Here is a 24050-nt window from a genome sequence, read left to right on the forward strand (position 1 = left end):
CTTTTCCGTCAGAACTTCAGGAAAAAGTTGACCAATTTTTGAAATATTATCTGTAAAAACATCTTTTGAAGTGAGAGTTAATTTCTCAAGTCCAGAGTTTTCACCTGTTTGCTGTGCTGTGCTGTGCTGTGCTGTGCTGTGCTGTGCTGTGCTGTGCTGTGCTGTGCTGTGCTGTGCTGTGCTGTGCTGTGCTGTGCTGTGCTGTGCTGTGCTGTGCTGTGCTGTGCTGTGCTGTGCTCATGGTAGTATCCTTTCTTAGCTTTGTCAAGCTTTTGTAATTTTAATTTTATAAAAAATTAAGTTGGCTTATCCTATCTTTGTAATGCTTAATTTTTAACAAATTACAGCTTCATTCTATCAAAAATAGGGGTTGAAATCAAAAGAGTTCTCTAATCTCAATTTCTGATTTTACTTAGCTAAACTTACAGTCAATTTTACTTCTTTAATGCTTCTATTTCTTTCAATGTAGCCTGATATTCTCTTTTGGTTTCCATTTGTTTTCTCATTGATTTTTCAGAATACATCTTTTTCTTTAACTGTTGTGCCTTTTTTTCTAATTTATCGAATTGGTCACTGAGTTCAATAGAGTTTCTAAGATTACTTTTTTCTAAAACTTGTAATTCTTTCTTACCAGTTTCTTTTACAAGACTCTCATAAACATCATCTAAATCATTTCCCTCAAAGTCAATGATTACATCATCATGAGTCTGAAAGCGACGGACAATCTTAAAGTGCTTGCCATCCTTTTCTTGACTTAATGGCTCTTTATAATGAATAAGAAGTTCTTCTCTACCTTGTGGATATTTTAAAACAAAGGCTGTGTAAATCCCTAATCTTATATCTATCTGTTCTAATAAAGTTAAGGAAACATCCATTTGTTCGAGTTCTATTTCTAAAACCATGATTTGCTTCACTTTTTTGCCAGCAAGAATATTAGTGGTACTTGTATCAATCTGATGCGTAATTTGAATTGCTCTAATCTGTTCTCTTAAATCTTTCTTTTCTTTCACAGATACATTAAGATTATCAAAAAAATCACTATTACCCTTTTTATGAGGCCGATATAGAATGTGAGGTCTTGATAAGGCTGTATAGGATGGAAATTTAATCATCAGAATCCCCTTTCATCAATATGAAGAAACAAATTAACTCAAAATCATCCATTCCCTCGATGCTAGTATTCATCAAGTCAACAGATCCAAAGTTAAATAGGGCATCCATAGTTGAAATCTGATTATGTTCCATTAATTGATCGATTGCCTCTTGAAGCAATTCCGAATAAACAACCATTTCTTTACCATCTTTTGTTTGACGATTGAACTTGTCTACCACCTGACTCAATGGTTTACTTTGACCCCGACAAATGCTACTGAGGTGCTCCAATATTTTCTTGCTTTCAGACGGAGATAACAGTAATTCTCCATTTCTATTGATGTAGAGGATATAATATGGGTGAAGCTGATTCTGATTATTTTTTCCTTTTAACTGTTCTTTGTTTTTTAGGACGAAAATGACACCTTCTGATTCTTTATTGGAGGCAGGTAAAATAGCTTGCAATCCTTTCGGAACTTTTTCCAACTCAGGATGTTCTTCCAAATACTTAAGAAGGTCCATACGATAATCTTCTAAGCCTAAATCCATAATGGAAATACCATCATTCATCTCCTCTAGATCGACCACTTCATCTCTAAGACGTTCTAATTGTTTTCTTCGGTAATTATTATCCTCTATTTCTTCACTAGATAAAACATTATCATCCGCTGTTGAAGTCAAGACAGAAATCTTCATCCTAGATTCAACCCTAGACTTGAGATCGATATACTCATCTAACTCAAGGTTCGGCCAAAAGTTAACCAATTGAATGTATTTATTTAGACTACCAATTCGATCCACACGACCAAATCGTTGAACAATACGGACAGGATTCCAATGGATATCGTAATTAACCATCATATCTGCATCTTGTAAGTTTTGCCCTTCAGAAATCACATCTGTTGCAATTAAAAGATCGATTTCACTCTCATCACCAGGAAACAGAACATCACGAGACTTTGATTTAGGAGAGAAATAAGTTAGTAACGAATTGAGATCTTTATTTTTAGTATCCAGAGTTGTTGCAAAACCTTTTGTACCTGAAATCTGAGCAGTGTAGAGACCATACTTATCCAAGACATACTGACTAATATGCTTATAAAGATAGTTCGTTGTTGTCGCAAATGCGGAGAAAATGATCAACTTTTTATTGCCAGCATTGATTGGATTTGTTAGTTTCTCATCTATCAAGGTAAAAAGAGTCTGAAGTTTTTGATCTTCTTGTGGTGTTATTTTACTAATTAGATTTTCTAACTCTGTCAATACTGCAAAATCTTGTTCTAACTCGATCTTCCAACTACGATAATCCATATCTTGTAGAGCAATCCGATTTTTCTTACCAATAGAGAACTCGAAATTACTATCTTCCAAATCAAAATCATCTTCATTAAGATGAGGATCAACAGATAAATGATCCAAACCTGTCAATTCATATTCCTCGATAGCCTGTAACGTCTTTTCTACATAATCTTTTACAACGTCTATTAAAGTATATCGAAAAGCTGCGACAGAACTTTCTAAACGTTTGAGCAGGTTAATCATCATCAGTTTTTTGATACCAGATTCACGACCAAACTGAGTTAAATTCCCCATTTTTCCTTCTTTACTTTTATCGTATTTAGCTCTCTTTGATGGGTAGATATGTATTGAAGGTTGATAGATAGTCAACTGCAGTTTATCAAGTAAGTGGTATAATTTTTTATAGGTAATTCCAAGATTTGAAACTGTTAAATCAGGTTCAAAATTAAGAGGTTTTAAGCGCTGTGGAAACTCTCCAATGGCTTCTCTATCATAAAATTCGCGAATATGTTTTCTACTTCTAGCTATGGTTACACTATCAAGTACTTTAAAGAAATCAAAATCTAATGTAGATAGCAGTTTATCTGTTGTTCTCTCTTCTGCAGGTAGATCAGCCCACTTATTATAAGCAGATTGAGCGTTTCTGAAAATATCATTTATAGATGATTTGGTTTCTAATTTACTATCAATTTGATCCGTATCACCTTCATAGGCTAAAGCAATTTGATTTTTCAAATCATTAAAGCGATTATTAACAGGTGTGGCTGATAGCATGAGTACCTTTGTAGGAACACCAGACTTTATGATTCGATTCATTAAACGGCTGTATCGATTTTCTCTCCCCTCGTATAAGTCATTTTCGCTAGAACCTCCATTTCTAAAATTATGGGACTCATCAATGACAACCAAATCATAAGTATGCCAATTATTTAAGGACAAATCAATTCCATTAGAGTGTCCTTTATCTCTACTAAGGTCTGTATGATAAAGCACGTCATAAAGCAAATGTCTATCATAAATTGGATTATTTACATAATCATGACGATACATATTCCAGTTATTTTCTAACTTTTTAGGACAAAGTACTAAAATACGTTTTCCTCGATAAGCATAATAAGTCATGACCGCTAAAGCTGTATAAGTCTTCCCTAGACCAACCGAATCCGCTAGAATACAACCATTAAATTTTTCTAATTTAGAAATGATCGATTTTACTGCATCCTTTTGGAAATCATATAACAGCCCCCAAATCTTACTTTCTGTATAACCAACCCCTTCATTTGGTAAAAAGTCTTCATTGATATCTTCTAAAAATTCATTGAATAAATTATATAGCATCACATAGTAAATAAACTCAGGTGAATGTTCTTTGTGAGCTAGGTTTAAATTCTCCAAAAACTCTTCAGTAACATCACGAAAATAATCATCTTCTTCCCAAAGATTATCAAATTCATCTAAATAATTTAAACTAAGTGGTGCATGATAGAGGTTTCTACTCGTTTTAAATAGAGAAGCTTCATATCCTAATTCTTTGCGATCAAAGTTTCTCAAACGATCTACCGCCACTACATCATCCGAATTTTCAATTCGAATACCATTTGGCATTTCATCTGTTTCAATATTAATAGACTTAAATTGCGCTTTTCTTCGGATCCAATCAGCACATTCACGAGCAATCGCTTTTTGGGTCAGCTCATTCATCAATTTCAGTTCATACTTTCCACCAAAAATCGATTGTTCCCGTTCTTTTTTGGGTATCGTGTATTCACGGAAATCTGTTTTGGTTTCATCTGTTACAAAAGTCGGATTTGTGAAAATAAATTTTAACTCTTCAATATTCTCCAATTCCTCTTTCAACTGCTGATAAGCAAACATTGAAAAGGTTGCTGCTGCAATTTTGACTCGGCTCTCTGATTTCAATTCTTTCTTTAACTCATCTCCAAGACGAATTGATCTATTATCAATTTCCATAATTCCTCCCTGTTAGACTATTTCTACTATTATATCATTCTTTGCAGATTCAAAATAGACCTTTTTCTTCTTTCCAAAAAAGGAAAGCTCTGCAGCCTTCCTTTGTTTTACTTACGTTTCTTCTTCGCTTTCTTCATTTTATTCGCCATGCGTTTCATGGACTGTTTCATGGCAAATTCACCGATTTTACCTTTGAGTCCGCCACCAAACATCTGGCTCATATCTGGCATTCCTGCTCCTCCGAGAGCTGACAGGTCAGGCATCCCACCTTGTCCCATCATTCCTTCAAGGGCAGACATATCCATTCCTCCCATATTTGGCATATTTTTAGGAAGGTTGTTTGGATTGATTCCCATTTGCTTCATCATTTTGTTCATATCTCCAGACATGACACCTTGCATGAGCTGTTTAGCCTGGTTAAAGTCCTTGATAAATTTATTGACTTCGACAAAGGTATTTCCAGAACCAGCTGCGATACGACGGCGACGGCTTGGATTTAGCAAATCTGGGTTTTCACGTTCTTCAGGTGTCATGGAAGACACAATGGCACGTTTGCGAGCAATCTGACGCTCATCTACCTTCATGTTTTGAAGTGCTGGGTTGTTAACCATACCTGGAATCATCTTGAGCAGGTCTTCCATTGGGCCCATGTTTTGTACCTGATCCAACTGATCAATGAAATCATTGAAATCAAAGGTGTTTTCGCGCATCTTCTCAGCCATTTCAAGGGCTTTTTGCTCATCGTATTCCTGAGAAGCTTTCTCAATCAAAGTGAGCATATCTCCCATGCCAAGGATACGGCTTGACATACGGTCTGGGTGGAAGGTCTCAATGTCCGTAATCTTTTCACCTGTACCAGTGAACTTGATTGGTTTGCCAGTAATGTGTCGAACAGATAGGGCAGCACCACCACGAGTATCGCCATCAATCTTGGTAAGAATAACACCAGTCACTTCCAACTGAGCATTGAACTCACGCGCAACATTGGCTGCTTCCTGACCAATCATGGCATCAACGACGAGCAGAATTTCATTTGGTTGAGCTAGTGCTTTCACGTCACGAAGCTCATTCATGAGGAGCTCATCAATCTGCAAACGACCCGCAGTATCAATCAAGACATAGTCGTTATGATTAGTTTGGGCTTGTTCCAAACCTTGACGTACAATCTCAACAGCTGGTACTTCTGTCCCAAGTGCGAAAACCGGCACATCAATCTGTTGACCCAGAGTCTTCAACTGATCAATAGCCGCAGGACGGTAAATATCCGCCGCAATCATCAAAGGACGAGCATTTTCTTCTTTCTTGAGTTTGTTGGCCAATTTACCAGCAAAGGTTGTTTTACCAGCCCCCTGCAAACCGACCATCATGATGATGGTTGGAATCTTAGGTGACTTGATAATCTCAGCTGTATCAGAACCTAAAACGGTTGTCAGTTCCTCATCAACGATTTTGATAATCTGTTGCGCAGGATTAAGGGTATCAATGACCTCATGCCCGACTGCACGCTCACGAACTTTCTTGATAAAGTCCTTTACAACAGGCAAGGCAACGTCGGCCTCAAGCAAGGCCAAGCGAATTTCTTTGGTTGCCTCTTGGACATCAGATTCAGAGATTTTTCCTTTTTTACGTAGATTTTTAAAGACGTTCTGCAAACGTTCTGTTAAACTTTCAAATGCCATTTTTCTTCCTCTTATTCTCTATTATCAATGCTTGTTAAAATTTCTATCTGCTCCTGCAGAAAGTTATCCTTGGGATAGCGCTCCAAAATCTGGTCAAAAATCTGACTTCGGACAATGTAGTCCGAGTACATGTGCAATTTCATCTCATAATCTTCCAGAATCTTTTCTGTCCGCTTAATATTATCATAGACAGCCTGACGACTGACACCGAACTCCTCGGCAATCTCAGCAAGGCTGTAATCATCAGCGTAGTAGAGCTCTATATAATTCATTTGCTTATCTGTCAAAAGCGCTGCATAAAATTCAAAGAGCGCATTCATACGATTGGTTTTTTCGATTTCCATAACTTTTATTATACCAAAAAATGGCCTAATCTACCACACTAGGAAGCCAATCCGAGAAGATAGCAAGCTAAATTTGAAAAAGACAAGAGACTAGCCCCAAGTAATTTCCAATTGATAGCTGGCAAAGGGTTGTCCCTCTTGATTTTGTAATTGATAGTCTAAATAGATCTTTTGTCCATCCACTTGATAACGATTCGTTTGGATAATAAACTCCTGCATCCCCATAGGTGTGGGAATATAGGCTAAACTATCACTATCCTTTAAAAAGCGCATAATGGTCTTAGGATTGGAAAAACGGGTCATCACCAGTTCTTGACCATGGAATTTAATCACTACTTTTTCTTTTTCCTCATTGTAGAAAAGCAAATAGCGATAATCTCCCTTTTCATGCACTTCAACGTCATAAAGCTGGTCAATCACTTCCAACTGCTCATCAAACTGAATCGTATTTCGCATCCGAATCTTCACATCAAGTCCTCTTTCTTGTCTCTTGTCCTACTATTTTACCAAAAAGAGCAGGATTTTGCTATAATGGTCATATGAACGAAAAAGTATTCCGTGACCCAGTTCACAACTACATCCATGTCAATAATCAAATCATCTATGACTTGATCAATACAAAAGAATTTCAGCGTTTGCGTCGTATCAAACAACTGGGAACTTCCAGTTATACCTTCCACGGTGGAGAACATAGTCGCTTCTCTCACTGTCTAGGAGTCTATGAAATTGCACGACGTATCACGGAGATTTTTGAAGAAAAATATCCTGAAGAATGGGACCCGGCCGAATCTCTCTTGACCATGACTGCTGCTCTCCTACATGACCTTGGACATGGTGCCTACTCCCATACTTTTGAACATCTCTTTGACACAGACCATGAAGCTATTACTCAAGAGATTATCCAAAGTCCTGAGACGGAAATTCACCAAGTCCTGCTACAAGTGGCGCCTGACTTTCCAGAAAAGGTTGCCAGTGTCATTGACCATACCTATCCTAACAAACAGGTCGTGCAGCTCATTTCTAGTCAGATTGATGCGGATCGCATGGACTATCTCTTGCGCGACTCCTATTTTACTGGAGCTTCCTATGGAGAATTTGACCTGACTCGCATCCTCCGAGTCATTCGTCCTATCAAAAACGGAATCGCCTTTCAGAGAAATGGCATGCACGCCATCGAAGACTACGTTCTCAGTCGTTACCAGATGTATATGCAGGTTTATTTCCATCCAGCAACACGCGCCATGGAAGTTCTCCTACAGAATCTTCTCAAACGAGCTAAGGAACTCTACCCTGAGGACAAGGATTTCTTTGCACGAACTTCTCCACACCTCCTACCTTTCTTTGAAAAAAATGTGACCTTAGCTGACTATCTGGCTCTGGATGATGGTGTGATGAATACTTACTTCCAGCTCTGGATGACCAGTCCTGACAAAATACTTGCAGACCTGTCGCAACGCTTTGTCAACCGCAAGGTCTTTAAATCAATTACCTTTTCACAAGAAGACCAAGACCAACTCGCTAGCATGAGAAAATTGGTTGAGGACATCGGCTTTGATCCCGACTACTACACTGCCATTCATAAGAACTTTGACCTTCCTTATGATATCTATCGTCCCGAATCTGAGAACCCACGGACACAGATTGAGATTTTACAAAAAAATGGAGAACTGGCAGAACTCTCTAGCCTGTCTCCTATCGTTCAATCCCTTGCTGGAAGTCGCCACGGAGATAATCGTTTTTATTTCCCAAAAGAAATGTTGGACCAAAACAGCATCTTCGCAAGCATTACCCAGCAATTTTTACACTTGATTGAGAACGATCATTTTACCCCAAATAAAAACTAGAAGAGGAAATTTATGAGTATTAAACTAATCGCCGTCGATATTGACGGAACCCTTGTTAACAGCCAAAAGGAAATCACTCCTGAAGTCTTTTCTGCCATCCAAGATGCCAAAGAAGCTGGTGTCAAAGTCGTGATTGCAACTGGCCGCCCTATCGCAGGTGTTGCCAAACTTCTGGACGACTTGCAGTTGAGAGATGAAGGTGACTATGTCGTGACCTTCAACGGTGCCCTTGTCCAAGAAACTGCTACAGGACATGAGATTATCAGTGAATCCTTGACCTATGAAGATTATCTAGATATGGAATTTCTCAGTCGCAAGCTCGGTGTCCACATGCATGCCATTACCAAAGACGGTATCTACACTGCCAATCGCAATATCGGAAAATATACAGTGCACGAATCAACCCTCGTCAGCATGCCTATCTTCTACCGTACACCTGAAGAAATGGCTGACAAGGAAATTGTCAAATGTATGTTCATAGATGAGCCAGAAATTCTCGATGCTGCAATTGAAAAAATTCCAGCCGAATTTTACGAACACTACTCTATCAATAAATCTGCTCCTTTCTACCTCGAACTCCTTAAAAAGAATGTAGACAAGGGGTCAGCCATTACCCACTTAGCTGAAAAACTAGGATTGACCAAAGATGAAACTATGGCCATCGGGGACGAAGAAAATGACCACGCCATGCTGGAAGTCGTTGGTAATCCCGTTGTTATGGAAAATGGAAATCCAGAAATCAAAAAAATCGCCAAATACATCACTAAAACAAATGACGAATCTGGCGTCGCCCATGCTATCCGTACATGGGTATTGTAAAATGCTTATCATATAGAAAATGTACCCCAGAAGTTAGAGATAAAAGTCTAACTCCTGGGGTATTTTTTAGAATACCGATTACTCTTCCTCAGCAAACATCAGAGCATCCAGTTCTTCTCTTTCAGCCGCAATTTCTTCGAAGGTAGAAATAATATTATTTAAAAATTCTAAGGTGATAATACCAGTCGAATCTTTCATGGTAACAATGGCAGTCAACTGACCGATTAACACTCTAACATTTTTTAATTCATCCAGATTTAGAATATCCACTTCTAGCACAGGAACATGATTTTTTATTCTGGTTTAAATCAGAGAAAAAGGAAAGGATGAATAGTTTCTTAACAACTTATAGGTCTCTGACTTATCTCCTATAGAATCCATACAAATAGCTTACATCATTTTTACTCCTTTGTACTTGAAAACATCAGTATCCCATGTCTACAAGGAAGAGATATAAGCTTGAATCTCCTCTATCATGCATCGATTTGTCGTTCTTACTCTTCTGAGTCTCTCTTTATTCTTGGAATTTTCTTATCATCAAGTTTAGGAATACTCTTGCTCTCAACCTTGAGAAGATTCTTTAGTTCATCGGCAGTTGGTACCTTCTGGTATACCTTAGCAAGACTATAGAGTAAAGCAAAAGATAAGAACAAGGCAACAATGTTCTGTTTACTTGCTTCTGTCAAAGAGATCTCGGATCCACTAGTACTAAGGTCTTTCCATTCAGGATTCTATGCTTCAATCACTTTTTTCTCTTTCCAAAGTGGAACGAGCAAAAAATGGTTGAAAGGCACAACTGTAACCATGGCTGTAGTACCTAGTGGGATAAATCCATTGAAATTTATGATAAGAACAATGCTTAGTATAGATAATGATACTGATAAAACTAATATTAGCTAAATAATTTTTTTACAATATATTGAGCTATTTTTAAAAGTAAATAAAGAATAAGGAAGATGTAAAATAAATAATCTCCGATAACAAATAATCCTAGCATAATTACAAAAAAAAGAAAAAGAATCATTGCTACGACTATAAGCAAAAATTTTAAAAATTTGAATACTTTACTCCAAATAGTAGGATTTTCTTTATTTACCGTGAATTTATAAAGCTTTTTTTCGATAAACGTAAATTTGTTAAATTCAATTTCAGCACCTAAAAATAGTATTTCAAATATTTTTTTAACTTTTCTAGTTCCACTCTTGTTACACTAGTACCATTTTGAAATCTAACATCATCTATACTTGGAATAGAATTTTCTGACTCTCTCTTAAAAATAAATGTATACTTCTGATTATTTAAAAGTATATTAGGAATCTCAAGTCTACCTCTTACATTTTCTAAATTCCATTCACGCTTGCTTCTTTTTTCTGTAAGTTTCTTAGGGAAAATGATTATGTACATCTTTTCAATCTTTATGATTCTAATATTGAATAAAGAGATGTACTCATCTGTAAATACGAAATCGTTTGAGTTAAAATTTTCTATATTTTCATTGTTTTTATAGTAAGTTATCACATCTTCTATTATATGTTTTCCTTGCTTATTTAAACTATGTTTTCTAATAAAAGAGGTATTATCAAGTAATAAAAAAGAGAATAGGGATAAAAGGGAAATAAGGATAATAATAGTCGATGATACAAAAATTAATAATGTACTTTGAATTAAAAAAGAAGCTATGTTACTAAAGAAAATACCTATACTTTCAAAATTAAAATAAGCGCTAATACTATTAAAATTAGTAATTAGAGTATTTAATTCTTTACCTCCAAAGAAAGCTATTACTAAAGCTAAAGTGTTTTTTATATGAGAAGATTTTTTAGCTTCAGTATTAATATATGATTCTAATATTTCAGGATATATTCCTTCACCAAAAAACTCAAATAACATATTTCTATAAATAAACTTAAGTTTTGGATAGAATTGCAAGTCATGAAACTTGAAAAAATAACTTGAAAAAATAACTTGAATAATACTTGCTCAAAATTTTATCGATACTTCTAAAATAAGGATTTCTCAATTTAATTCTATTTTTATTTTTAAAATGGTAATAAAAAACACTTAGAATTAAAGTATACTTAATTAGAAATGTAAATGAATCTAAAACATTTCTGTCAAAATTCATAATTATAACTCCTCCACCTAAAATTCAGGTAAACTATTGATTAAATCAACCGTTTGAATAGATACGTTGATGATTATCAACAGCAAATTGAAGAAGTACATTTCATCATCACTATAATCATTTTGGTCATCTGTAATTCCTGATTTTTTATCAGTTTTGACTTGATACTGTTCTATTATCCATTCAGTAGCAAAGCGTTCATTCATAACATATTCATACGCATTTTCAATAGTTTACATGCCCCCTGCCGGAATCGAACCAGCAACTACTCCTTAGGAGGGAGTTGTTATATCCATTGAACTAAGGGAGCTAGATAAAAACTCTGCTAAATAAGCAGAGTTTTTTAGTCGAATTAACGACGGATTTCTTTGATACGAGCTGCTTTACCTTGAAGAGCACGCAAGTAGTACAATTTCGCACGACGTACTTTACCGTAACGAACAACTTCGATTTTTTCAACACGTGGAGTGTGGATTGGGAAGATACGCTCAACACCTACACCGTTAGAGATTTTACGAACTGTGTAGTTTTCTGAGATACCAGCACCTTTACGTGCGATAACAACACCTTCAAAAATCTGGATACGTTCACGGTTACCTTCGACAACTTTCGCGTGTACACGAACAGTGTCACCAGGACGGAATGATGGGATATCTGTACGAAGTTGACCTTCAGTCAAGCTTTGGATTAATGGATTCATTTTATTCTCCTATCTTTGTCAATCTTGAGGAATCTTCCTCAGCGGATAAACTGTATTTTTGTGCGTCCATTACACACAAGATACAGTTTACCAAATTTCCACAAAAAAGTAAAGAAATTTATAGCAGAATTCCTAAAAAAATCGCAATCAAACCACCTAGGTAGGTCAAAGCCAGGTAAGAATAAAAGACCTTCTTATCACTTAACAGTCTTTGAAGTTCGTCATTCAAGGTCGAAAAAGTTGTCAAACCTCCGCAAAATCCTGTTGCTAGAATAGCATAGACTTCCTTGGACTCCACATGATTGTAAAATAATCCAATCAAAAAACAACCCAAAAGATTGGCTATGAGCGTTCCGAGTGGCAATTTAGAAGCTTGATTATAGCGGGAAAAGAAATAGCGCACTAAAGCTCCGAAACCACAAGCAATTGCAAGATAGACGATTACCATTTTTTCCTCCCCAAATAGTAAGCCAAGAGCAGGCCTCCACCCACGCTTAAAATGAGATACAAGACTAGGCTAAGATAACGCCCTGTATCAAGCAGTTTCACAGCATCAAGCATTAGACTAGAAAAGGTTGTTAAACCTCCGCAAAAACCTGTACCTAGTGCTAAAACCAAGCCCTTACTAGTTCCCTTATAGACCAGATAGCCCTTGACAAGATAAACCAAGCAGAAAATACCCAGATAGTTGACAAAGAGAGTGCCCAAGGGGAAATCTGGGCTGGCTGGTAACCAAGTGGAAACTAGGTAGCGGACAAGTCCGCCCAACATAGCAGCTAGAAAAATCCCTAGCGGATAAAATTGTTCTTTTTTCATTTGATATTTTGATCCTGATAATCACGCGAACGTTTGAGTATGTCCGAAAAAGTCGCAACAATAGTCTCCTGATATCGCTTGTCTCCTACACGATTTCTGACCTTTTCAAAAATAATTGCTTCTCTCTTGGTATCTAAAATCGGTTTCCCTGAAGCCTTCTTATAGGCAACTACACCCTCAACCAAATGCATTCGTTCTTCTAGAAGTTTAACAATTTGATCGTCGATTTGGTCAATTTCTTGACGAATAATATCTAAATCCATACAGCCTCCTCCTTTATTTGAATTATTGTATCAAAAAGCTATCAAATAGGCTAGTAAAATCCCAACTCATGATAAGAAAAATGCACTGATTGATCACATCAGCGCACGTTTATGCTTATCCTACTTTAGCAGCCAATTCTTCTGCGAATTGTTCCAAGCGCTCAATATCTTCTTCCTCGGCAGAAAGATCAACTTTAACACACTCTGAACCTTTTTCTGCTCCTGTTGACACAAAGACACGGTCAAAGTCATCAACAGCCTTACAGAATTCATCGTAGAAGGTATCTCCTGAGCCGACCACTCCATAGATTTTGCCATTCAAGTTGAGGTCTGCTAGGTCTTCATAGAAGTCCATCATCTCATCTGGCAATTCTCCATCACCATAAGTATAGGTCGCAACGATAGCGATGTCTGCTTCCAAGAAGTCTGAAGCGTCAACAGTTGTACATTCATCAACATCGACATCCAAGCCCAAGTCACGTAATTTGTCTGCTACAATATCTGCAATTTCTTCGGTATTACCGGTCATACTGGCAAATACAATTTTTGCTAATGCCATATCGTCCTCCTCAATTTATCTTTCTCCATTATATCACATCTTTTTCATTTTAAAAATAAAAATTCTTGTGCTACAATGAAATGAGAAAGAATTGAGGTTATTTATGGACATTTGCCATCAAATTTTAGAAAAAATCAAAGAATACGACACGATTATCATTCACCGTCATATGAAACCAGACCCAGATGCCTTGGGAAGTCAAGTGGGCTTGAAAGCTCTTCTCAAACATCATTTCCCAGAAAAAACTATCAAAGCAGTTGGTTTTGATGAACCAACTCTTACTTGGATGGCTGAAATGGATCTCGTTGAAGATCGTGCCTATCAAGGGGCACTTGTCATCGTCTGTGATACGGCTAATACTGCTCGTATCGATGATAAACGCTATAGTCAAGGTGATTTTCTCATTAAAATTGACCACCATCCAAATGATGATGTATATGGTGACCTATCTTGGGTGGATACTAGTTCAAGTAGCGCTAGTGAGATGATTACCCTATTTGCCCAAACAACTCAACTGGCCTTGTCAGATCGCGCTGCTGAATTACTCTTTGCAGGAATTGTTGGTGATACAGGTCGCTTCCTCTACCCTTCTACCACTGCACGGACTCTTCGTCTGGCTGCCTATCTAAGAGAACAGAACTTTGACTTTGCGGCTCTCACTCGCAAAATGGACACTATGAGTTACAAAATTGCTAAACTTCAAGGATACATCTACGACCATCTGGAAGTGGATGAAAATGGTGCAGCTCGCGTTATCCTGAGTCAAGAAGTCTTGAAACAATTCAATGTTACCGATGCTGAAACTGCAGCTATTGTCGGTGCACCTGGACGTATTGACAGTGTGAGTCTCTGGGGAATTTTTGTAGAACAGGCTAATGGCCACTACCGCGTTCGCTTACGCAGTAAAATCCATCCTATCAATGAAATCGCCAAGGAACATGATGGTGGAGGTCACCCTCTAGCAAGTGGTGCTAATTCCTATAGCCTAGAAGAAAACGAAATCATCTACCAAAAGTTAAAAAACTTGCTTAAAAACTAATAAAATACTTGCCAAACTTTTCAGAATCTGATAGACTAGTATGGTAACAATCTATGGCTCGCAAAGAGACCATGGCAGAAAGGAAATATTGCAAAATGAAAAAAGATATCCATCCAGAATATCGCCCAGTTGTCTTCATGGACACAACTACTGGTTACCAATTCCTTAGCGGTTCAACAAAGCGCTCTAACGAAACAGTTGAGTTCGAAGGCGAAACTTACCCATTGATCCGTGTGGAAATTTCATCAGACTCACACCCATTCTACACTGGACGTCAAAAGTTCACTCAAGCAGATGGACGCGTGGATCGTTTCAACAAAAAATACGGTCTCAAATAATGATAAAAAGACAGCTTCGGCTGTTCTTTTTTGTTTCTTGAAATTAACTGCTGTTTTCATGTTCCAACCTCAAAAAAACTTTGCACTCTAGCTAGCCACGAGATGGTTTCTAGAGTACAAAGTTTTTTTATTAGACTTCCTGCGAAACTAGAATTCTAGTTCACAGTTGATAATTCCAGCAATCAAATTCATTCGTAATCCAAATCGTTTACGTCGATTTCGTTAGGTTGTTGAAAACATTTTAAACGTTTTTACTTTGGCCAAAATATTCTCAACCTTGATTCTCTCTTTAGATAGCACATGATTATAGGATTTATCTTCAAGAGTTAGTGGCTTAAGTTTGCTTGATTTCCTCGGAATTTGCGCTTGTGAATACATCTTCATGATCCCTTGATAACCACTGTCTGCTAAGATTTTACCAGCTTGTCCGATATTTCTGCGACTCATTTTGAACAACTTCATATCATGGCAATAGTTCACTGCAATATCCAAAGAAACAATTCTCCCTTGGCTTGTGACAATCGCCTGAGCCTTCATAGCATGACATTTCTTTTTACCAGAATAATTGGCTAGTTGGTTTTTTAGGACGATTGATTTTTACCTCTGTTGTATCCTCAGCACTAAGATGAGTTTTTGAAATCGTAAAGCCACTTTGAATAAGAGTTGCTTTCGTGAATGCCAAAATCAGCCGTAATTTGTTCATAAGTGCGGTATTCTCGCATGTATTGAAGAGTAGCCATGAGGAAGTCTTCTAGGCTTAACTTAGGGGTTCGTCCACCTTTTGCGTATTTAAGTTGATAAACTGTTTTTAACACAGCTAACATCTCTTCAAAAGTAGTGCGCTGAACACCAACAAGGTGCTTAAATCGTGCATCAGTTAATTGTTTACTTACTTCATAATTCATAGTTTTATTGTATCATATTTTGTTTCGCAGGAAGTCTACTTTTATTTTCCACTGCCAAGCACAATTCTTAGATTCTCTCAGAAAAAGATTAGACTTTTAATCTCAAAATTGATAAAATAAAAAGGAAAATAATTGTAAAAGGAAACTATAAATCACCATGATGAACATGCAAAAATTGAACATACTGTTTTTAATTTTTGTAAACATCAAAAAGGTTGGTTTAAAAGGATTTTAAGCCCTTAAGATTTTTTATCCAACACTACTATTCACGCATCCAAGACAAAATCTTGGCAAAAAATACAGTAGCAAAGAGTACACCAAACTACCACTCATTATGGGCGGTAGTTTTCTTTTTGTCTAGAATAGAGATAAAAAGATAGGTGGTAGCCTTATGCGTTACGGTTATGTTCGAGTATCTACAAGAGAACAAAATATTGATAGGCAATTTTCAGCCTTAGTAGAAAATAAATTATCAAAAGAGAATATTTTTATTGATTACGTTTCAGGAAAAGATTTTGACAGAATAGAATATCAAAAATTATTAACTACCTTGAAAGAGAATGATGAATTGGTTATTAAATCAATTGATAGATTGGGAAGAAACTATGATGAAATTTTAGAACAATGGCAAGCAATTACTAAGAAAAAGAAAGTAAATATAACTGTTTTAGATTTCCCCTTATTAAACACAAAGAATAGCAATGATAATATCACAGGAAAACTAATCTCCGATATCGTTTTACAAGTTCTGTCTTATGTGGCACAGTTTGAAAGAGAACAAATCAAACAAAGACAAATGGAAGGAATACGAGAGGCAAAGAAAAAAGGGAAGAAATTCGGTAGACCAAAATTGGTTGTCCCAAATAATCTCCCTAATGTGATAGCTCAATATAAGAAAAAAGAAATAACCTTACGAGAAGGTGCAGACATCTTAGGAGTATCAAAAAGCACCTTTCATAATTGGATAAAAAATTCATAGTTCTTGTCAAAAAACCTAGGATTTTTTGGACAGGAAATACATTCTCTTTTAGAACCGTTTTCGTTAGAAAAAATGTTCTAAAATCAAGCATTTTGACCGATTATTATTACACTTCAATTTTATCAAGTTTGTCCAAAAAAGTCTAGGTTTTAGGACAGAGACCATTTATTTAATAATTTTTGTTTTAGGAGTTCTTTGATAATGAAAAAATAATTTTATTAACTACTTATCTTCATGCACAATAATTTAATTTTTACAAATACAAATAGTAACTAACGGAGAATTTTATATGAATCGCAAAATAGTTTTAATTTCACTACTTCTTTCAGGATGCATTCTGACTGCATGTACTCATACTAAGTCTCAAAGTAATCAAGAAGAAAAACAAATAGAACAAGTATCTTCAAAAAGCAAAAGTACTGAATTTGCTGAATACTTATCAAAAAATGAAACCATTATCTATGATATAGAAAACTCTAAATCAACCTCAAAAGAAACTAGAATCCAATTTTTATTAGTTGCCAAAAATAACACAATTACAGCATTTGATTTACGCGGAAGTAAAAATAGCGAACATTTAACATTAGGCGATGTTAGTAAATTATCTGACAAGGAAGTTATTGAGAAAGCGAAAGAACTTCATAAGCAAAACATAAAAACTTATTATGATAACCTCGTCAATTATTATAAGGAGGATTTAGAACTTACACAAAAGGAACTAGATGAATATAAAGCAAAACTAGACAAATATCCTGAAGGGTCAGTTGGAATAGCAAATGGTTCAGCTGAGGAACATGAGCAACGAATTGAACGACATAAAAAAACTATACAGGCATTAGAAAATTCCAATGAACTCGCAGAATTATCCAAACCAAGTAGCGGCTCGTACTCTATCAAGTTAAAAACAGATGGTAGCGGAAATCAGACTGCTTATGAATTTTTAAAATATACTGGAACAATATTCGATAAGCAAAATAAGGAAATTGATATTTCAAATCCACTAAAAAATTACTTCCCTACAACAGAAGACAATGGTTTTAGTCTTTCTCTATTTTATGCTATGGATATCTACGATTCGACTTTTAATATTGGGGTAAATAAAGACCATGAAAATGCAATTGCAATTCGAACCAATAAAAATACACTATACACGCTTGATAATCCTAAAACAAACTTAAAGAATATTACCGTTGATAAAAAGTAATAAATTAGATATACTGCTCGTCTTTAAAAAATGCCCTAAACAAATAAAAAGACAAGTAATAATATTTTAAAACAAGCATTAGGAGGGTGAATTTAGTATGGGGATAATTAAAAAATATAGTCCTGAAATTTCATTATTTTTATCAGTTTGTATTGCATTATTCATACCTTTTATATCTTCTAAAACATCTTTACCTCTTGGTATCATTAACAATGATATTCCTTCGAACATGGTGCAACAAATCATAGTTATGATTAAAGCAGAATACGTTTTTGCATATTTTGCATTTATCATCTCTATATTAGTTTTAAGATTCTTTCCACTAAAATTAGATATTAGACCATTTATTTTAGCCGGATTAATCTTTGTAGTCAGACAATTTTTGACAGGAATGCAAAATGAAACAAGTATTGGATTACATATAGAAAGTAAGGCTGGTCCAGCTTATTACTTATTAGTTTTAGGAATTTTGAGCTATGTGATAACTAGCATTAAAAATTCCAAAAATAAACTCTTTTATATATTACCCATTGTTTTACTCATTGAACCGACTTTTGATTTAATTACTTCATCAATTAGCCTAGGAATTTACTCATTAGCTGAATTATTAAAACTAATAATCCCCCCTCTTATTATTATTATTTATATTATATCTGCGGGGTCGAGAGCTGAGGAAATAGAGGCAGATTTAATAACCAAAGAACATGGAAAAGAGAAGCACTATAAAAGAATAAAATAAACATATGAAAAAATTATTTCTATTCAGTATTAATATTTTAGCTATCTCTATTTTAACGGCTTGCCAACATCAGAGTGAAAGCATTTCCTCAGCAAGTTCTGAAGCAATTGCTTCAAGTACTAGTTCAACTTCTTCTACATCGGAAGAAAATAAATCTGTAACAAATCCAATATCAGGAGAAACAACACCTTCACAAGAAATTAAAGGAATGGATATTACTGCAATTCAAAATGGAGATTTTTCTAGCATATCAGGAACGTGGAAAAATCGTACAGGTATTGAATTTACCTTTGACAAAAATGGTTTAGTAAGTGATTATTCACAGATTTCAATTGAACATGCTAAAGAAATTGACCACTATCTCAAGGCAAGTTCTGTTTCTAAAGATGGAGGTGCTGGTGCAGCTATTGCCTTTTTACCAGCAGGAATCCCTATAACCATGTCCGTCACCTCTTCTTCAGATAATGGCTATACCGATTCGTCTGATATCACACAAGACCGCTTATGGTTTGGACACCAACTTATCAATGGTAGTACTGAGGGATTTTTCTATAAAGTAAAATAATTAACCTAACCACAGAATCGAATATTTTCGGTTCTTTTTGATAAGGAGAAAATCATGGATTTTACAGAATATTTATATAAAAATATTGGAGAACGTATTAGACTGGATAGAGAAAAGAAAAATCTTAATTTTACAAATTATTCTACTCATATCTCTCAACGCACATATGATAAGATTGTAAAAGAAACAGGTAATACAAGAACTGATCCAATAACTGGAATAACAAGAGGGAATATTAGTCAAATAGAAAAAGGTAATACTTGTGATTGTACTAGAAGTTTTTTAACATACAATCAGATCAATGCATTAACTGCTACCCTAGATTGTAATCAAGATGAATTACTTTTAGGAAATAACGAACAGAAACAAGAAATCATAAAAATTTTACTCTTAGGGTGTCTGCTAAATAAAAAAGAGGTTAAGATTAACTCTGTTTCATCTGAAAAATGGCGAGATTTATATCACAAATCTCAATCTCTCGATATCAAACCTAATAAAGAAACTGAACGCTTAGGGAATATAATATTAAAATTTCTACTAACCTATCCTGATTTCCAAAAGCACTTCATAGATTCCGTCTTTTATTATTCAGATTACTATCCTGATGAACAATACAGTTATTATTTTAACCATAAATTACAAACTGAATATGCCAGATACTTGGAAAAAGTCAGTTCCCAACTTCAAACGTGGTACACTACTGATTTAGGGAATATTACTTCTGTTCTACTTCGTAAACCTGAAAATATCATCTATATATTCGAAGCACTCGAACATACTATATATAAAATAATTGATTTAATTTTTGATAAATTTTTAGAAACATTTAACAATAGCTTGAATACCAGAGGTAAAAATAATACTCCTAGCAAAATAATAGACTATTTAAGTTCGGATTCTCTTCTAAATATTCTATTGGAAGATGATATATACTATCTTTTAGTAAATGAGCTAAAAAAAGAACAAATCGATAAAACTAATAGTCTCTTTCATATTCAATTTTTACAGTTACTCCAGTATCAAAATTTATTCTTTGAAAAAATATATAATAAATATGAGGATACTAGTGAGAACTATGATGCATTTAAACTCTATTCAGACTTAACTAAAATTATCAAATTTTATGAAAAAACAAAAGATAAACATCTAACTCTCTACATAAATGATTTTATAGATAATCAAGACTATTAGTCAAAATTACAGGCCTTGCTACTAAAATAGTGAGGCTTTTTTGTGTCGTACCATATATGTTTTCTTCTAATGTATACAAATTTCTCTCTAAATTTCATTCTAGTGTATACAAAGTCGTTGGTAAATCAAAATATAATAGATAATGTGAGGGACAAAAAGGTACCTAGTTCACTCCACAAAAATTTTTTACTAGAAATCAGCAAATCCTAGGTATGCTGATTATGGAGGAATAGCACATGAGTGCATTCAAATACAAGAATCCAGTTTATGGATATAACGTAGCCCTTTTCCATGAGATATTTGGAGAAAATCCTATCTTTAGTTCATTGTCCGCTGAAGAAGAAATTAAGTGGGTCTATAAGGACAATAAGAGGACTGACGAAGTAGATGGATTTAGCCGATATTTCATTATTCCTGGTCAGAATCCTTTTCTTGTCAAATTCCCAACTTCTCAAGAAATTGAACAATTTTCAGAAGTTGAGTTAGTCAATCCTGTTGCTTGCAAAGTGAAAAACAATGTTTATTTTAAAGCCGAATCGGTAAAAATTATTAAAGAAGGAGGTAAGTAATCAATGGTATTTCCGTTTATTCAACCAGAAAATAAACGGGAGTTTGTAGTGGATACTGAATATCTAGTTCAGTGTTTAGAAATAGGGTTGGGGAACAGCTCTATTTCTTCAACTACAAATTCATTCCAGTTTATCTATGGCGACAATTATTTAGACTTTGTCCCGCGCTATCCTTGTGCGTACATTTTGGATAACAATCTATACCAACAGATTTTTCAAATTCTATCTACAAGTGCTTACCCTATGTTGACATTTCTTAAACAACCATCGGCCTATATTGTCAAACGTGATGGTGTAAGTATTAACACTAGTCGTGCTTTTCGGTTTCCATTCTTTAGGGGAATACCTGAGAGATTGACGTATCAAAAGCTATCTGATGTCAGCGTTCAAAACGAAAGTTTTGAACTCATGAAAAATTATCGAATTGATTTCAATCGCATCGTTCATTGCTTGATTGCTGGTTCTTCTGGTTCTGGAAAGAGCTACGCTTTGACCTATCTAATCTCTGTTATTAATCAATTTGCTCATATAACGGTGGTTGACCCTAAATGTGATTCTATCTCTCGCTACTGCTTAAAACAGAACATACCTGTTCTTTATCAAGAGAAAGACTTCTCATCTGATGAATTTGTTTCCAAGGTAAACAGCTTGCTAAAAGTGGAACTAGATACTATCTATCAAAGACAATCGAAGCTTCTTGAAAATCCTTCTAAAAAATTTCAACACCGTTGTCTTGTGATTGATGAATTGCTTGCTTTAACATCTTTGACTTCTAAAAATGTCAAAGATACCTTTTTTGCACTATTATCCAATATTGCACTACTTGGACGAGCAACATCTGTCCACCTAATCCTAGTGAGCCAGCGGATGGATACAAACGCTTTACCTATTGCCGTTAGAGAGCAGTGTAATTTCTTGATACAACTTGGTTTAATCAACAGAAAAACGACAACGTTTTTATTCCCAGACTTGGATTCAGAGACAGGAATTGTCATTCCTAACGGAAAAGGAACTGGTATTGTTCAAGTCATTGATGGTATAACACCACCTAATGTCATGCCGTTACTCGTACCAACTTTTAAAGGAGATAATTTATGAAAAATTTTTATAAAAAAATAATAAGACAAACCACTGTAATTACCGATAAACTCTATTACTTACTGCCTTTAGAATTATTTTTAGGCCTTCTATGGGGGTTATTCCTAGCAGGTATATGGTTTATTAACCAAGTTAGTACTATTGTCTCTTGGGACGCTTGGGGACAAATTCGGAATAATTTTCAAATAGGGCAATCTTTGCTATTTCAAACAATCACTATCGTCATGATTATCTATCTTTTAGCTCATACCATTCTTTGTATCGTATGGATAAAAGAAGATAAGTTTCTGAACTTTATCCGTACAATAAATCTATTAAAGATAATTCGAAAACAGATGAAAACGAAAGCCAGTGAAAGCGATAGTGAGGTTGTAAAAGAGTACAAATCTATTGTTAAATCTATCAGATGTATCATAACTAGTGACTATATCCTTGTTATAATACTACAGGCAAAAAATTCAGATGTTGATACAATTTTACAAAAAAAATTACCTTTTTTGTACGACTATCTGATAAGAGTCTATCGTAAAATATATATATTCTCTCCCACAGATAGTACTTCACTTAATCATATAATACAAGGGACGAGAAAGCATAATTGATTTGTATACCAGCGGAGCTTGCCGTAAGGCAAGAGCTCCGAGCTGGTTTTATGTTCCAATTTAGTCAGGACAGAACTATACTACTTCTGGGCTTGTTATTGAAGTAGTATAATGTTGTTCCATTGTTCCAAAAAAGAAAGGAGTTTTAAATGGTAAAAGCACGCAATGTCATGTTTGTTCAACAGATTGAGTATTTCCAACCTTCAAATTTACAAGATATCATCGAGTATATGACGAACATTCTAAAACCGCTTCGTTTTGCGGGAATATTGCATGATAAGGATATTGGGCAAGATGGAAACCTTGTCGCACCACATATACACCTTGTTTTACAGTTTGAAAGTGCTAGAAGTTTAAACAATCTTGCTAAGTTGACTAAACAACCAATACAGTGTTTTGAGCAGTGGAGGGGTTCAGTTAACAATGCTTATTCATATCTCGTTCATCACACGGAGTCTAATCAAGATAAATACCAATATTCTCCCAAAGAAGTTATTGCGAATTTTGACTATTTACTCCTATTAGACACTATCGAAAGAAATGTAACCAAACGATATGAAATAAATGACACTATGATTATAGATAATCTACTGGATCTACTTTATACTGGTAATATTACAAAGTCAGAAATTGAACAACGACTTACTGGTTCACAATATGCCAAAGCAAGGCAAAAAATAGAAACCGTCTATTTAAAACGACTAGAAACACAAGCCGAACTATGGCGACAAGAAATGATTGACAGGAATGAAATTATTACGATTATTTGGCTTTTTGGAAAAGCGGGAACAGGGAAGACTCGTCTAGCACGTCAATACGCAGAACAGTATGACCTTAACTATTTTATTACGGGCTCAATCCGTGACCCTTTTCAACAATACAATTTAGAACACGTGATTATCTTAGACGAATTACGCCCCCATCAATTTGACTACTCAGACTTACTCAAAATGTTTGACCCTTACAATGTTAAAGCGATGGCAAGTAGTCGTTATTTTGATAAGCCGTTACTAGCTAATATTTATATCATCACTAGCCCCTACTCTCCCTATGATTTCTTTTTAGAATTAACTAAGAAAAGAAAAACAAGTCATATCGATTCTTGGGGCCAGCTAATGAGAAGATTATCCTTAGTAGTCGAAGTCAAAAAAGAGCATCTGCAATTTTACAAGTACGAACCAATGGACCAGATGTTTTATATAGACCATGGCAATAAATTACCAAACCCTTTTAAAATCAGACTGATAGAGAAGAAACTATTCAAGACAAATCGTACCAGTTATTTTTAGAATTGAATAAGAAAAAGGAAA

26 protein-coding genes, 1 tRNA gene and 2 pseudogenes are annotated in these 24050 nt (G+C 35.2%); 13 read left to right on the top strand and 16 right to left on the bottom strand.

Annotation, left to right across the window (positions count from 1 at the left end):
- Positions 1–434: 434 nt before the first annotated feature.
- The 5 genes from ACLNCP_RS07275 to ACLNCP_RS07295 form a co-directional block, all read right to left on the bottom strand.
- A complete protein-coding gene (locus tag ACLNCP_RS07275) occupies positions 435–1112 on the bottom strand; it encodes a DUF4391 domain-containing protein (RefSeq protein WP_261184880.1) in 678 nt (225 codons plus the stop codon).
- Positions 1105–4362 carry a helicase-related protein gene (locus ACLNCP_RS07280; protein WP_261184883.1) on the bottom strand — a complete coding sequence of 1086 codons (3258 nt, stop codon included), beginning with the start codon at positions 4360–4362 and terminating at the stop codon, positions 1105–1107. The genes ACLNCP_RS07275 and ACLNCP_RS07280 overlap by 8 nt, the downstream gene beginning before the upstream one ends.
- Before the next feature lie 107 nt (positions 4363–4469).
- Complete coding sequence (gene ffh, locus ACLNCP_RS07285; protein WP_261184885.1) at positions 4470–6041, bottom strand: signal recognition particle protein; 1572 nt, start codon at positions 6039–6041, stop codon at positions 4470–4472.
- 11 nt (positions 6042–6052) lie between these two features.
- Positions 6053–6385 carry a putative DNA-binding protein gene (locus ACLNCP_RS07290; protein WP_000402071.1) on the bottom strand — a complete coding sequence of 111 codons (333 nt, stop codon included), beginning with the start codon at positions 6383–6385 and terminating at the stop codon, positions 6053–6055.
- A gap of 90 nt (positions 6386–6475) precedes the next feature.
- Positions 6476–6853, bottom strand: a complete 378-nt coding sequence (locus ACLNCP_RS07295; RefSeq protein ID WP_261049711.1) for a DUF1934 domain-containing protein — start codon at positions 6851–6853, stop codon at positions 6476–6478.
- A gap of 71 nt (positions 6854–6924) precedes the next feature.
- Here ACLNCP_RS07295 and ACLNCP_RS07300 point away from each other — a divergent pair, with 71 nt between their 5' ends.
- Together ACLNCP_RS07300 and yidA are read left to right on the top strand one after the other, a co-directional pair.
- Positions 6925–8229 (top strand): HD domain-containing protein, encoded by a 1305-nt coding sequence (locus ACLNCP_RS07300; protein ID WP_424844246.1) that lies wholly within the window; start codon positions 6925–6927, stop codon positions 8227–8229.
- A 12-nt stretch (positions 8230–8241) separates the two neighbouring features.
- Positions 8242–9048, top strand: coding sequence for a sugar-phosphatase (yidA, locus tag ACLNCP_RS07305; protein WP_424844247.1), 807 nt, complete (start codon positions 8242–8244; stop codon positions 9046–9048).
- A 78-nt stretch (positions 9049–9126) separates the two neighbouring features.
- On the opposite strand, the gene ACLNCP_RS07310 is transcribed toward yidA, so the two are convergent.
- The 10 genes and pseudogenes from ACLNCP_RS07310 to ACLNCP_RS07355 all read right to left on the bottom strand — a co-directional run bounded on the left by ACLNCP_RS07310 (position 9127) and on the right by ACLNCP_RS07355 (position 13511).
- The gene (locus ACLNCP_RS07310) at positions 9127–9318 is read right to left on the bottom strand and encodes a hypothetical protein (protein WP_414302193.1); all 192 of its coding nucleotides are present in this window, start codon (positions 9316–9318) and stop codon (positions 9127–9129) included.
- A 224-nt stretch (positions 9319–9542) separates the two neighbouring features.
- Positions 9543–9734 (bottom strand): hypothetical protein, encoded by a 192-nt coding sequence (locus tag ACLNCP_RS07315; protein ID WP_265479330.1) that lies wholly within the window; start codon positions 9732–9734, stop codon positions 9543–9545.
- Between the two features lie 469 nt (positions 9735–10203).
- Entirely contained in the window at positions 10204–10938 is a 735-nt protein-coding gene (locus tag ACLNCP_RS07320) for a hypothetical protein (protein WP_424844248.1), read from the bottom strand.
- Between the two features lie 252 nt (positions 10939–11190).
- Positions 11191–11400, bottom strand: a pseudogene (locus ACLNCP_RS07325) (type ISP restriction/modification enzyme); the annotation flags it as partial.
- A gap of 11 nt (positions 11401–11411) precedes the next feature.
- Positions 11412–11483 (bottom strand) — tRNA-Arg (locus tag ACLNCP_RS07330).
- Between the two features lie 42 nt (positions 11484–11525).
- Positions 11526–11873, bottom strand: coding sequence for a 50S ribosomal protein L19 (rplS, locus tag ACLNCP_RS07335; RefSeq protein ID WP_001068669.1), 348 nt, complete (start codon positions 11871–11873; stop codon positions 11526–11528).
- Between the two features lie 118 nt (positions 11874–11991).
- A complete protein-coding gene (crcB, locus tag ACLNCP_RS07340; RefSeq protein WP_125443142.1) occupies positions 11992–12321 on the bottom strand; it encodes a fluoride efflux transporter CrcB in 330 nt (109 codons plus the stop codon).
- Positions 12315–12689: a fluoride efflux transporter CrcB gene (gene crcB, locus ACLNCP_RS07345; protein ID WP_424844249.1), complete on the bottom strand. Its 375-nt coding sequence runs from the start codon at positions 12687–12689 to the stop codon at positions 12315–12317. The genes crcB (ACLNCP_RS07340) and crcB (ACLNCP_RS07345) overlap by 7 nt, the downstream gene beginning before the upstream one ends.
- A complete protein-coding gene (locus ACLNCP_RS07350; RefSeq protein ID WP_261052627.1) occupies positions 12686–12952 on the bottom strand; it encodes a chorismate mutase in 267 nt (88 codons plus the stop codon). Before ACLNCP_RS07350 ends, crcB (ACLNCP_RS07345) begins: the two co-directional genes overlap by 4 nt.
- Before the next feature lie 115 nt (positions 12953–13067).
- Complete coding sequence (locus ACLNCP_RS07355; RefSeq protein ID WP_001162128.1) at positions 13068–13511, bottom strand: flavodoxin; 444 nt, start codon at positions 13509–13511, stop codon at positions 13068–13070.
- Positions 13512–13614: 103 nt separating this feature from the next.
- Here ACLNCP_RS07355 and ACLNCP_RS07360 point away from each other — a divergent pair, with 103 nt between their 5' ends.
- Together ACLNCP_RS07360 and ACLNCP_RS07365 are read left to right on the top strand one after the other, a co-directional pair.
- Positions 13615–14550 (top strand): bifunctional oligoribonuclease/PAP phosphatase NrnA, encoded by a 936-nt coding sequence (locus ACLNCP_RS07360; RefSeq protein ID WP_261020590.1) that lies wholly within the window; start codon positions 13615–13617, stop codon positions 14548–14550.
- A gap of 95 nt (positions 14551–14645) precedes the next feature.
- Positions 14646–14888 (top strand): type B 50S ribosomal protein L31, encoded by a 243-nt coding sequence (locus ACLNCP_RS07365; protein ID WP_000710764.1) that lies wholly within the window; start codon positions 14646–14648, stop codon positions 14886–14888.
- Positions 14889–15035: 147 nt separating this feature from the next.
- Here the strand turns inward: ACLNCP_RS07365 and ACLNCP_RS07370 are convergent.
- A pseudogene (locus ACLNCP_RS07370) lies at positions 15036–15793 on the bottom strand (transposase family protein).
- 391 nt (positions 15794–16184) lie between these two features.
- On the opposite strand from ACLNCP_RS07370, the gene ACLNCP_RS07375 reads away from it, so the two are divergent.
- The 9 genes from ACLNCP_RS07375 (at position 16185) to ACLNCP_RS07415 (ending at position 24029) form a co-directional block, all read left to right on the top strand.
- Positions 16185–16772, top strand: a complete 588-nt coding sequence (locus ACLNCP_RS07375; RefSeq protein WP_001268843.1) for a recombinase family protein — start codon at positions 16185–16187, stop codon at positions 16770–16772.
- A gap of 289 nt (positions 16773–17061) precedes the next feature.
- Positions 17062–17976 (top strand): hypothetical protein, encoded by a 915-nt coding sequence (locus ACLNCP_RS07380; protein ID WP_424844250.1) that lies wholly within the window; start codon positions 17062–17064, stop codon positions 17974–17976.
- Positions 17977–18073: 97 nt separating this feature from the next.
- Positions 18074–18715, top strand: coding sequence for a hypothetical protein (locus ACLNCP_RS07385; protein ID WP_084929594.1), 642 nt, complete (start codon positions 18074–18076; stop codon positions 18713–18715).
- A 4-nt stretch (positions 18716–18719) separates the two neighbouring features.
- Positions 18720–19280, top strand: a complete 561-nt coding sequence (locus ACLNCP_RS07390) for a DUF6287 domain-containing protein (RefSeq protein ID WP_424844251.1) — start codon at positions 18720–18722, stop codon at positions 19278–19280.
- A 54-nt stretch (positions 19281–19334) separates the two neighbouring features.
- A complete protein-coding gene (locus ACLNCP_RS07395) occupies positions 19335–20471 on the top strand; it encodes a helix-turn-helix domain-containing protein (RefSeq protein WP_424844252.1) in 1137 nt (378 codons plus the stop codon).
- A 236-nt stretch (positions 20472–20707) separates the two neighbouring features.
- Complete coding sequence (locus ACLNCP_RS07400) at positions 20708–21040, top strand: hypothetical protein (protein ID WP_424844253.1); 333 nt, start codon at positions 20708–20710, stop codon at positions 21038–21040.
- A 3-nt stretch (positions 21041–21043) separates the two neighbouring features.
- Entirely contained in the window at positions 21044–22138 is a 1095-nt protein-coding gene (locus tag ACLNCP_RS07405; RefSeq protein ID WP_424844254.1) for a cell division protein FtsK, read from the top strand.
- The gene (locus ACLNCP_RS07410; protein ID WP_424844255.1) at positions 22135–22740 is read left to right on the top strand and encodes a hypothetical protein; all 606 of its coding nucleotides are present in this window, start codon (positions 22135–22137) and stop codon (positions 22738–22740) included. The genes ACLNCP_RS07405 and ACLNCP_RS07410 overlap by 4 nt, the downstream gene beginning before the upstream one ends.
- Before the next feature lie 149 nt (positions 22741–22889).
- The gene (locus ACLNCP_RS07415; RefSeq protein ID WP_424844256.1) at positions 22890–24029 is read left to right on the top strand and encodes a Rep family protein; all 1140 of its coding nucleotides are present in this window, start codon (positions 22890–22892) and stop codon (positions 24027–24029) included.
- Positions 24030–24050: the final 21 nt, after the last annotated feature.

This window comes from Streptococcus sp. CL6.35 (assembly GCF_049737915.1).
Taxonomy (GTDB): Bacteria; Bacillota; Bacilli; order Lactobacillales; family Streptococcaceae; genus Streptococcus.

Excerpts from the sequence above, each read along its gene's own strand:
- crcB (WP_424844249.1), bottom strand. The coding sequence starts at position 12,689 with ATGAAAAAAGAACAATTTTATCCGCTAGGGATTTTTCTAGCTGCTATG.
- yidA (WP_424844247.1), top strand. The coding sequence starts at position 8,242 with ATGAGTATTAAACTAATCGCCGTCGATATTGACGGAACCCTTGTTAAC.
- rplS (WP_001068669.1), bottom strand. The coding sequence starts at position 11,873 with ATGAATCCATTAATCCAAAGCTTGACTGAAGGTCAACTTCGTACAGAT.
- ACLNCP_RS07395 (WP_424844252.1), top strand. The coding sequence starts at position 19,335 with ATGGATTTTACAGAATATTTATATAAAAATATTGGAGAACGTATTAGA.
- ACLNCP_RS07350 (WP_261052627.1), bottom strand. The coding sequence starts at position 12,952 with ATGGATTTAGATATTATTCGTCAAGAAATTGACCAAATCGACGATCAA.
- ACLNCP_RS07355 (WP_001162128.1), bottom strand. The coding sequence starts at position 13,511 with ATGGCATTAGCAAAAATTGTATTTGCCAGTATGACCGGTAATACCGAA.
- ACLNCP_RS07400 (WP_424844253.1), top strand. The coding sequence starts at position 20,708 with ATGAGTGCATTCAAATACAAGAATCCAGTTTATGGATATAACGTAGCC.
- ACLNCP_RS07405 (WP_424844254.1), top strand. The coding sequence starts at position 21,044 with ATGGTATTTCCGTTTATTCAACCAGAAAATAAACGGGAGTTTGTAGTG.
- ACLNCP_RS07365 (WP_000710764.1), top strand. The coding sequence starts at position 14,646 with ATGAAAAAAGATATCCATCCAGAATATCGCCCAGTTGTCTTCATGGAC.
- ACLNCP_RS07385 (WP_084929594.1), top strand. The coding sequence starts at position 18,074 with ATGGGGATAATTAAAAAATATAGTCCTGAAATTTCATTATTTTTATCA.
- ACLNCP_RS07380 (WP_424844250.1), top strand. The coding sequence starts at position 17,062 with ATGAATCGCAAAATAGTTTTAATTTCACTACTTCTTTCAGGATGCATT.
- ACLNCP_RS07415 (WP_424844256.1), top strand. The coding sequence starts at position 22,890 with ATGGTAAAAGCACGCAATGTCATGTTTGTTCAACAGATTGAGTATTTC.
- ACLNCP_RS07290 (WP_000402071.1), bottom strand. The coding sequence starts at position 6,385 with ATGGAAATCGAAAAAACCAATCGTATGAATGCGCTCTTTGAATTTTAT.
- ACLNCP_RS07280 (WP_261184883.1), bottom strand. The coding sequence starts at position 4,362 with ATGGAAATTGATAATAGATCAATTCGTCTTGGAGATGAGTTAAAGAAA.
- ACLNCP_RS07320 (WP_424844248.1), bottom strand. The coding sequence starts at position 10,938 with ATGTTATTTGAGTTTTTTGGTGAAGGAATATATCCTGAAATATTAGAA.
- ACLNCP_RS07300 (WP_424844246.1), top strand. The coding sequence starts at position 6,925 with ATGAACGAAAAAGTATTCCGTGACCCAGTTCACAACTACATCCATGTC.
- ACLNCP_RS07275 (WP_261184880.1), bottom strand. The coding sequence starts at position 1,112 with ATGATTAAATTTCCATCCTATACAGCCTTATCAAGACCTCACATTCTA.
- ffh (WP_261184885.1), bottom strand. The coding sequence starts at position 6,041 with ATGGCATTTGAAAGTTTAACAGAACGTTTGCAGAACGTCTTTAAAAAT.
- ACLNCP_RS07410 (WP_424844255.1), top strand. The coding sequence starts at position 22,135 with ATGAAAAATTTTTATAAAAAAATAATAAGACAAACCACTGTAATTACC.
- ACLNCP_RS07360 (WP_261020590.1), top strand. The coding sequence starts at position 13,615 with ATGGACATTTGCCATCAAATTTTAGAAAAAATCAAAGAATACGACACG.
- crcB (WP_125443142.1), bottom strand. The coding sequence starts at position 12,321 with ATGGTAATCGTCTATCTTGCAATTGCTTGTGGTTTCGGAGCTTTAGTG.
- ACLNCP_RS07375 (WP_001268843.1), top strand. The coding sequence starts at position 16,185 with ATGCGTTACGGTTATGTTCGAGTATCTACAAGAGAACAAAATATTGAT.
- ACLNCP_RS07390 (WP_424844251.1), top strand. The coding sequence starts at position 18,720 with ATGAAAAAATTATTTCTATTCAGTATTAATATTTTAGCTATCTCTATT.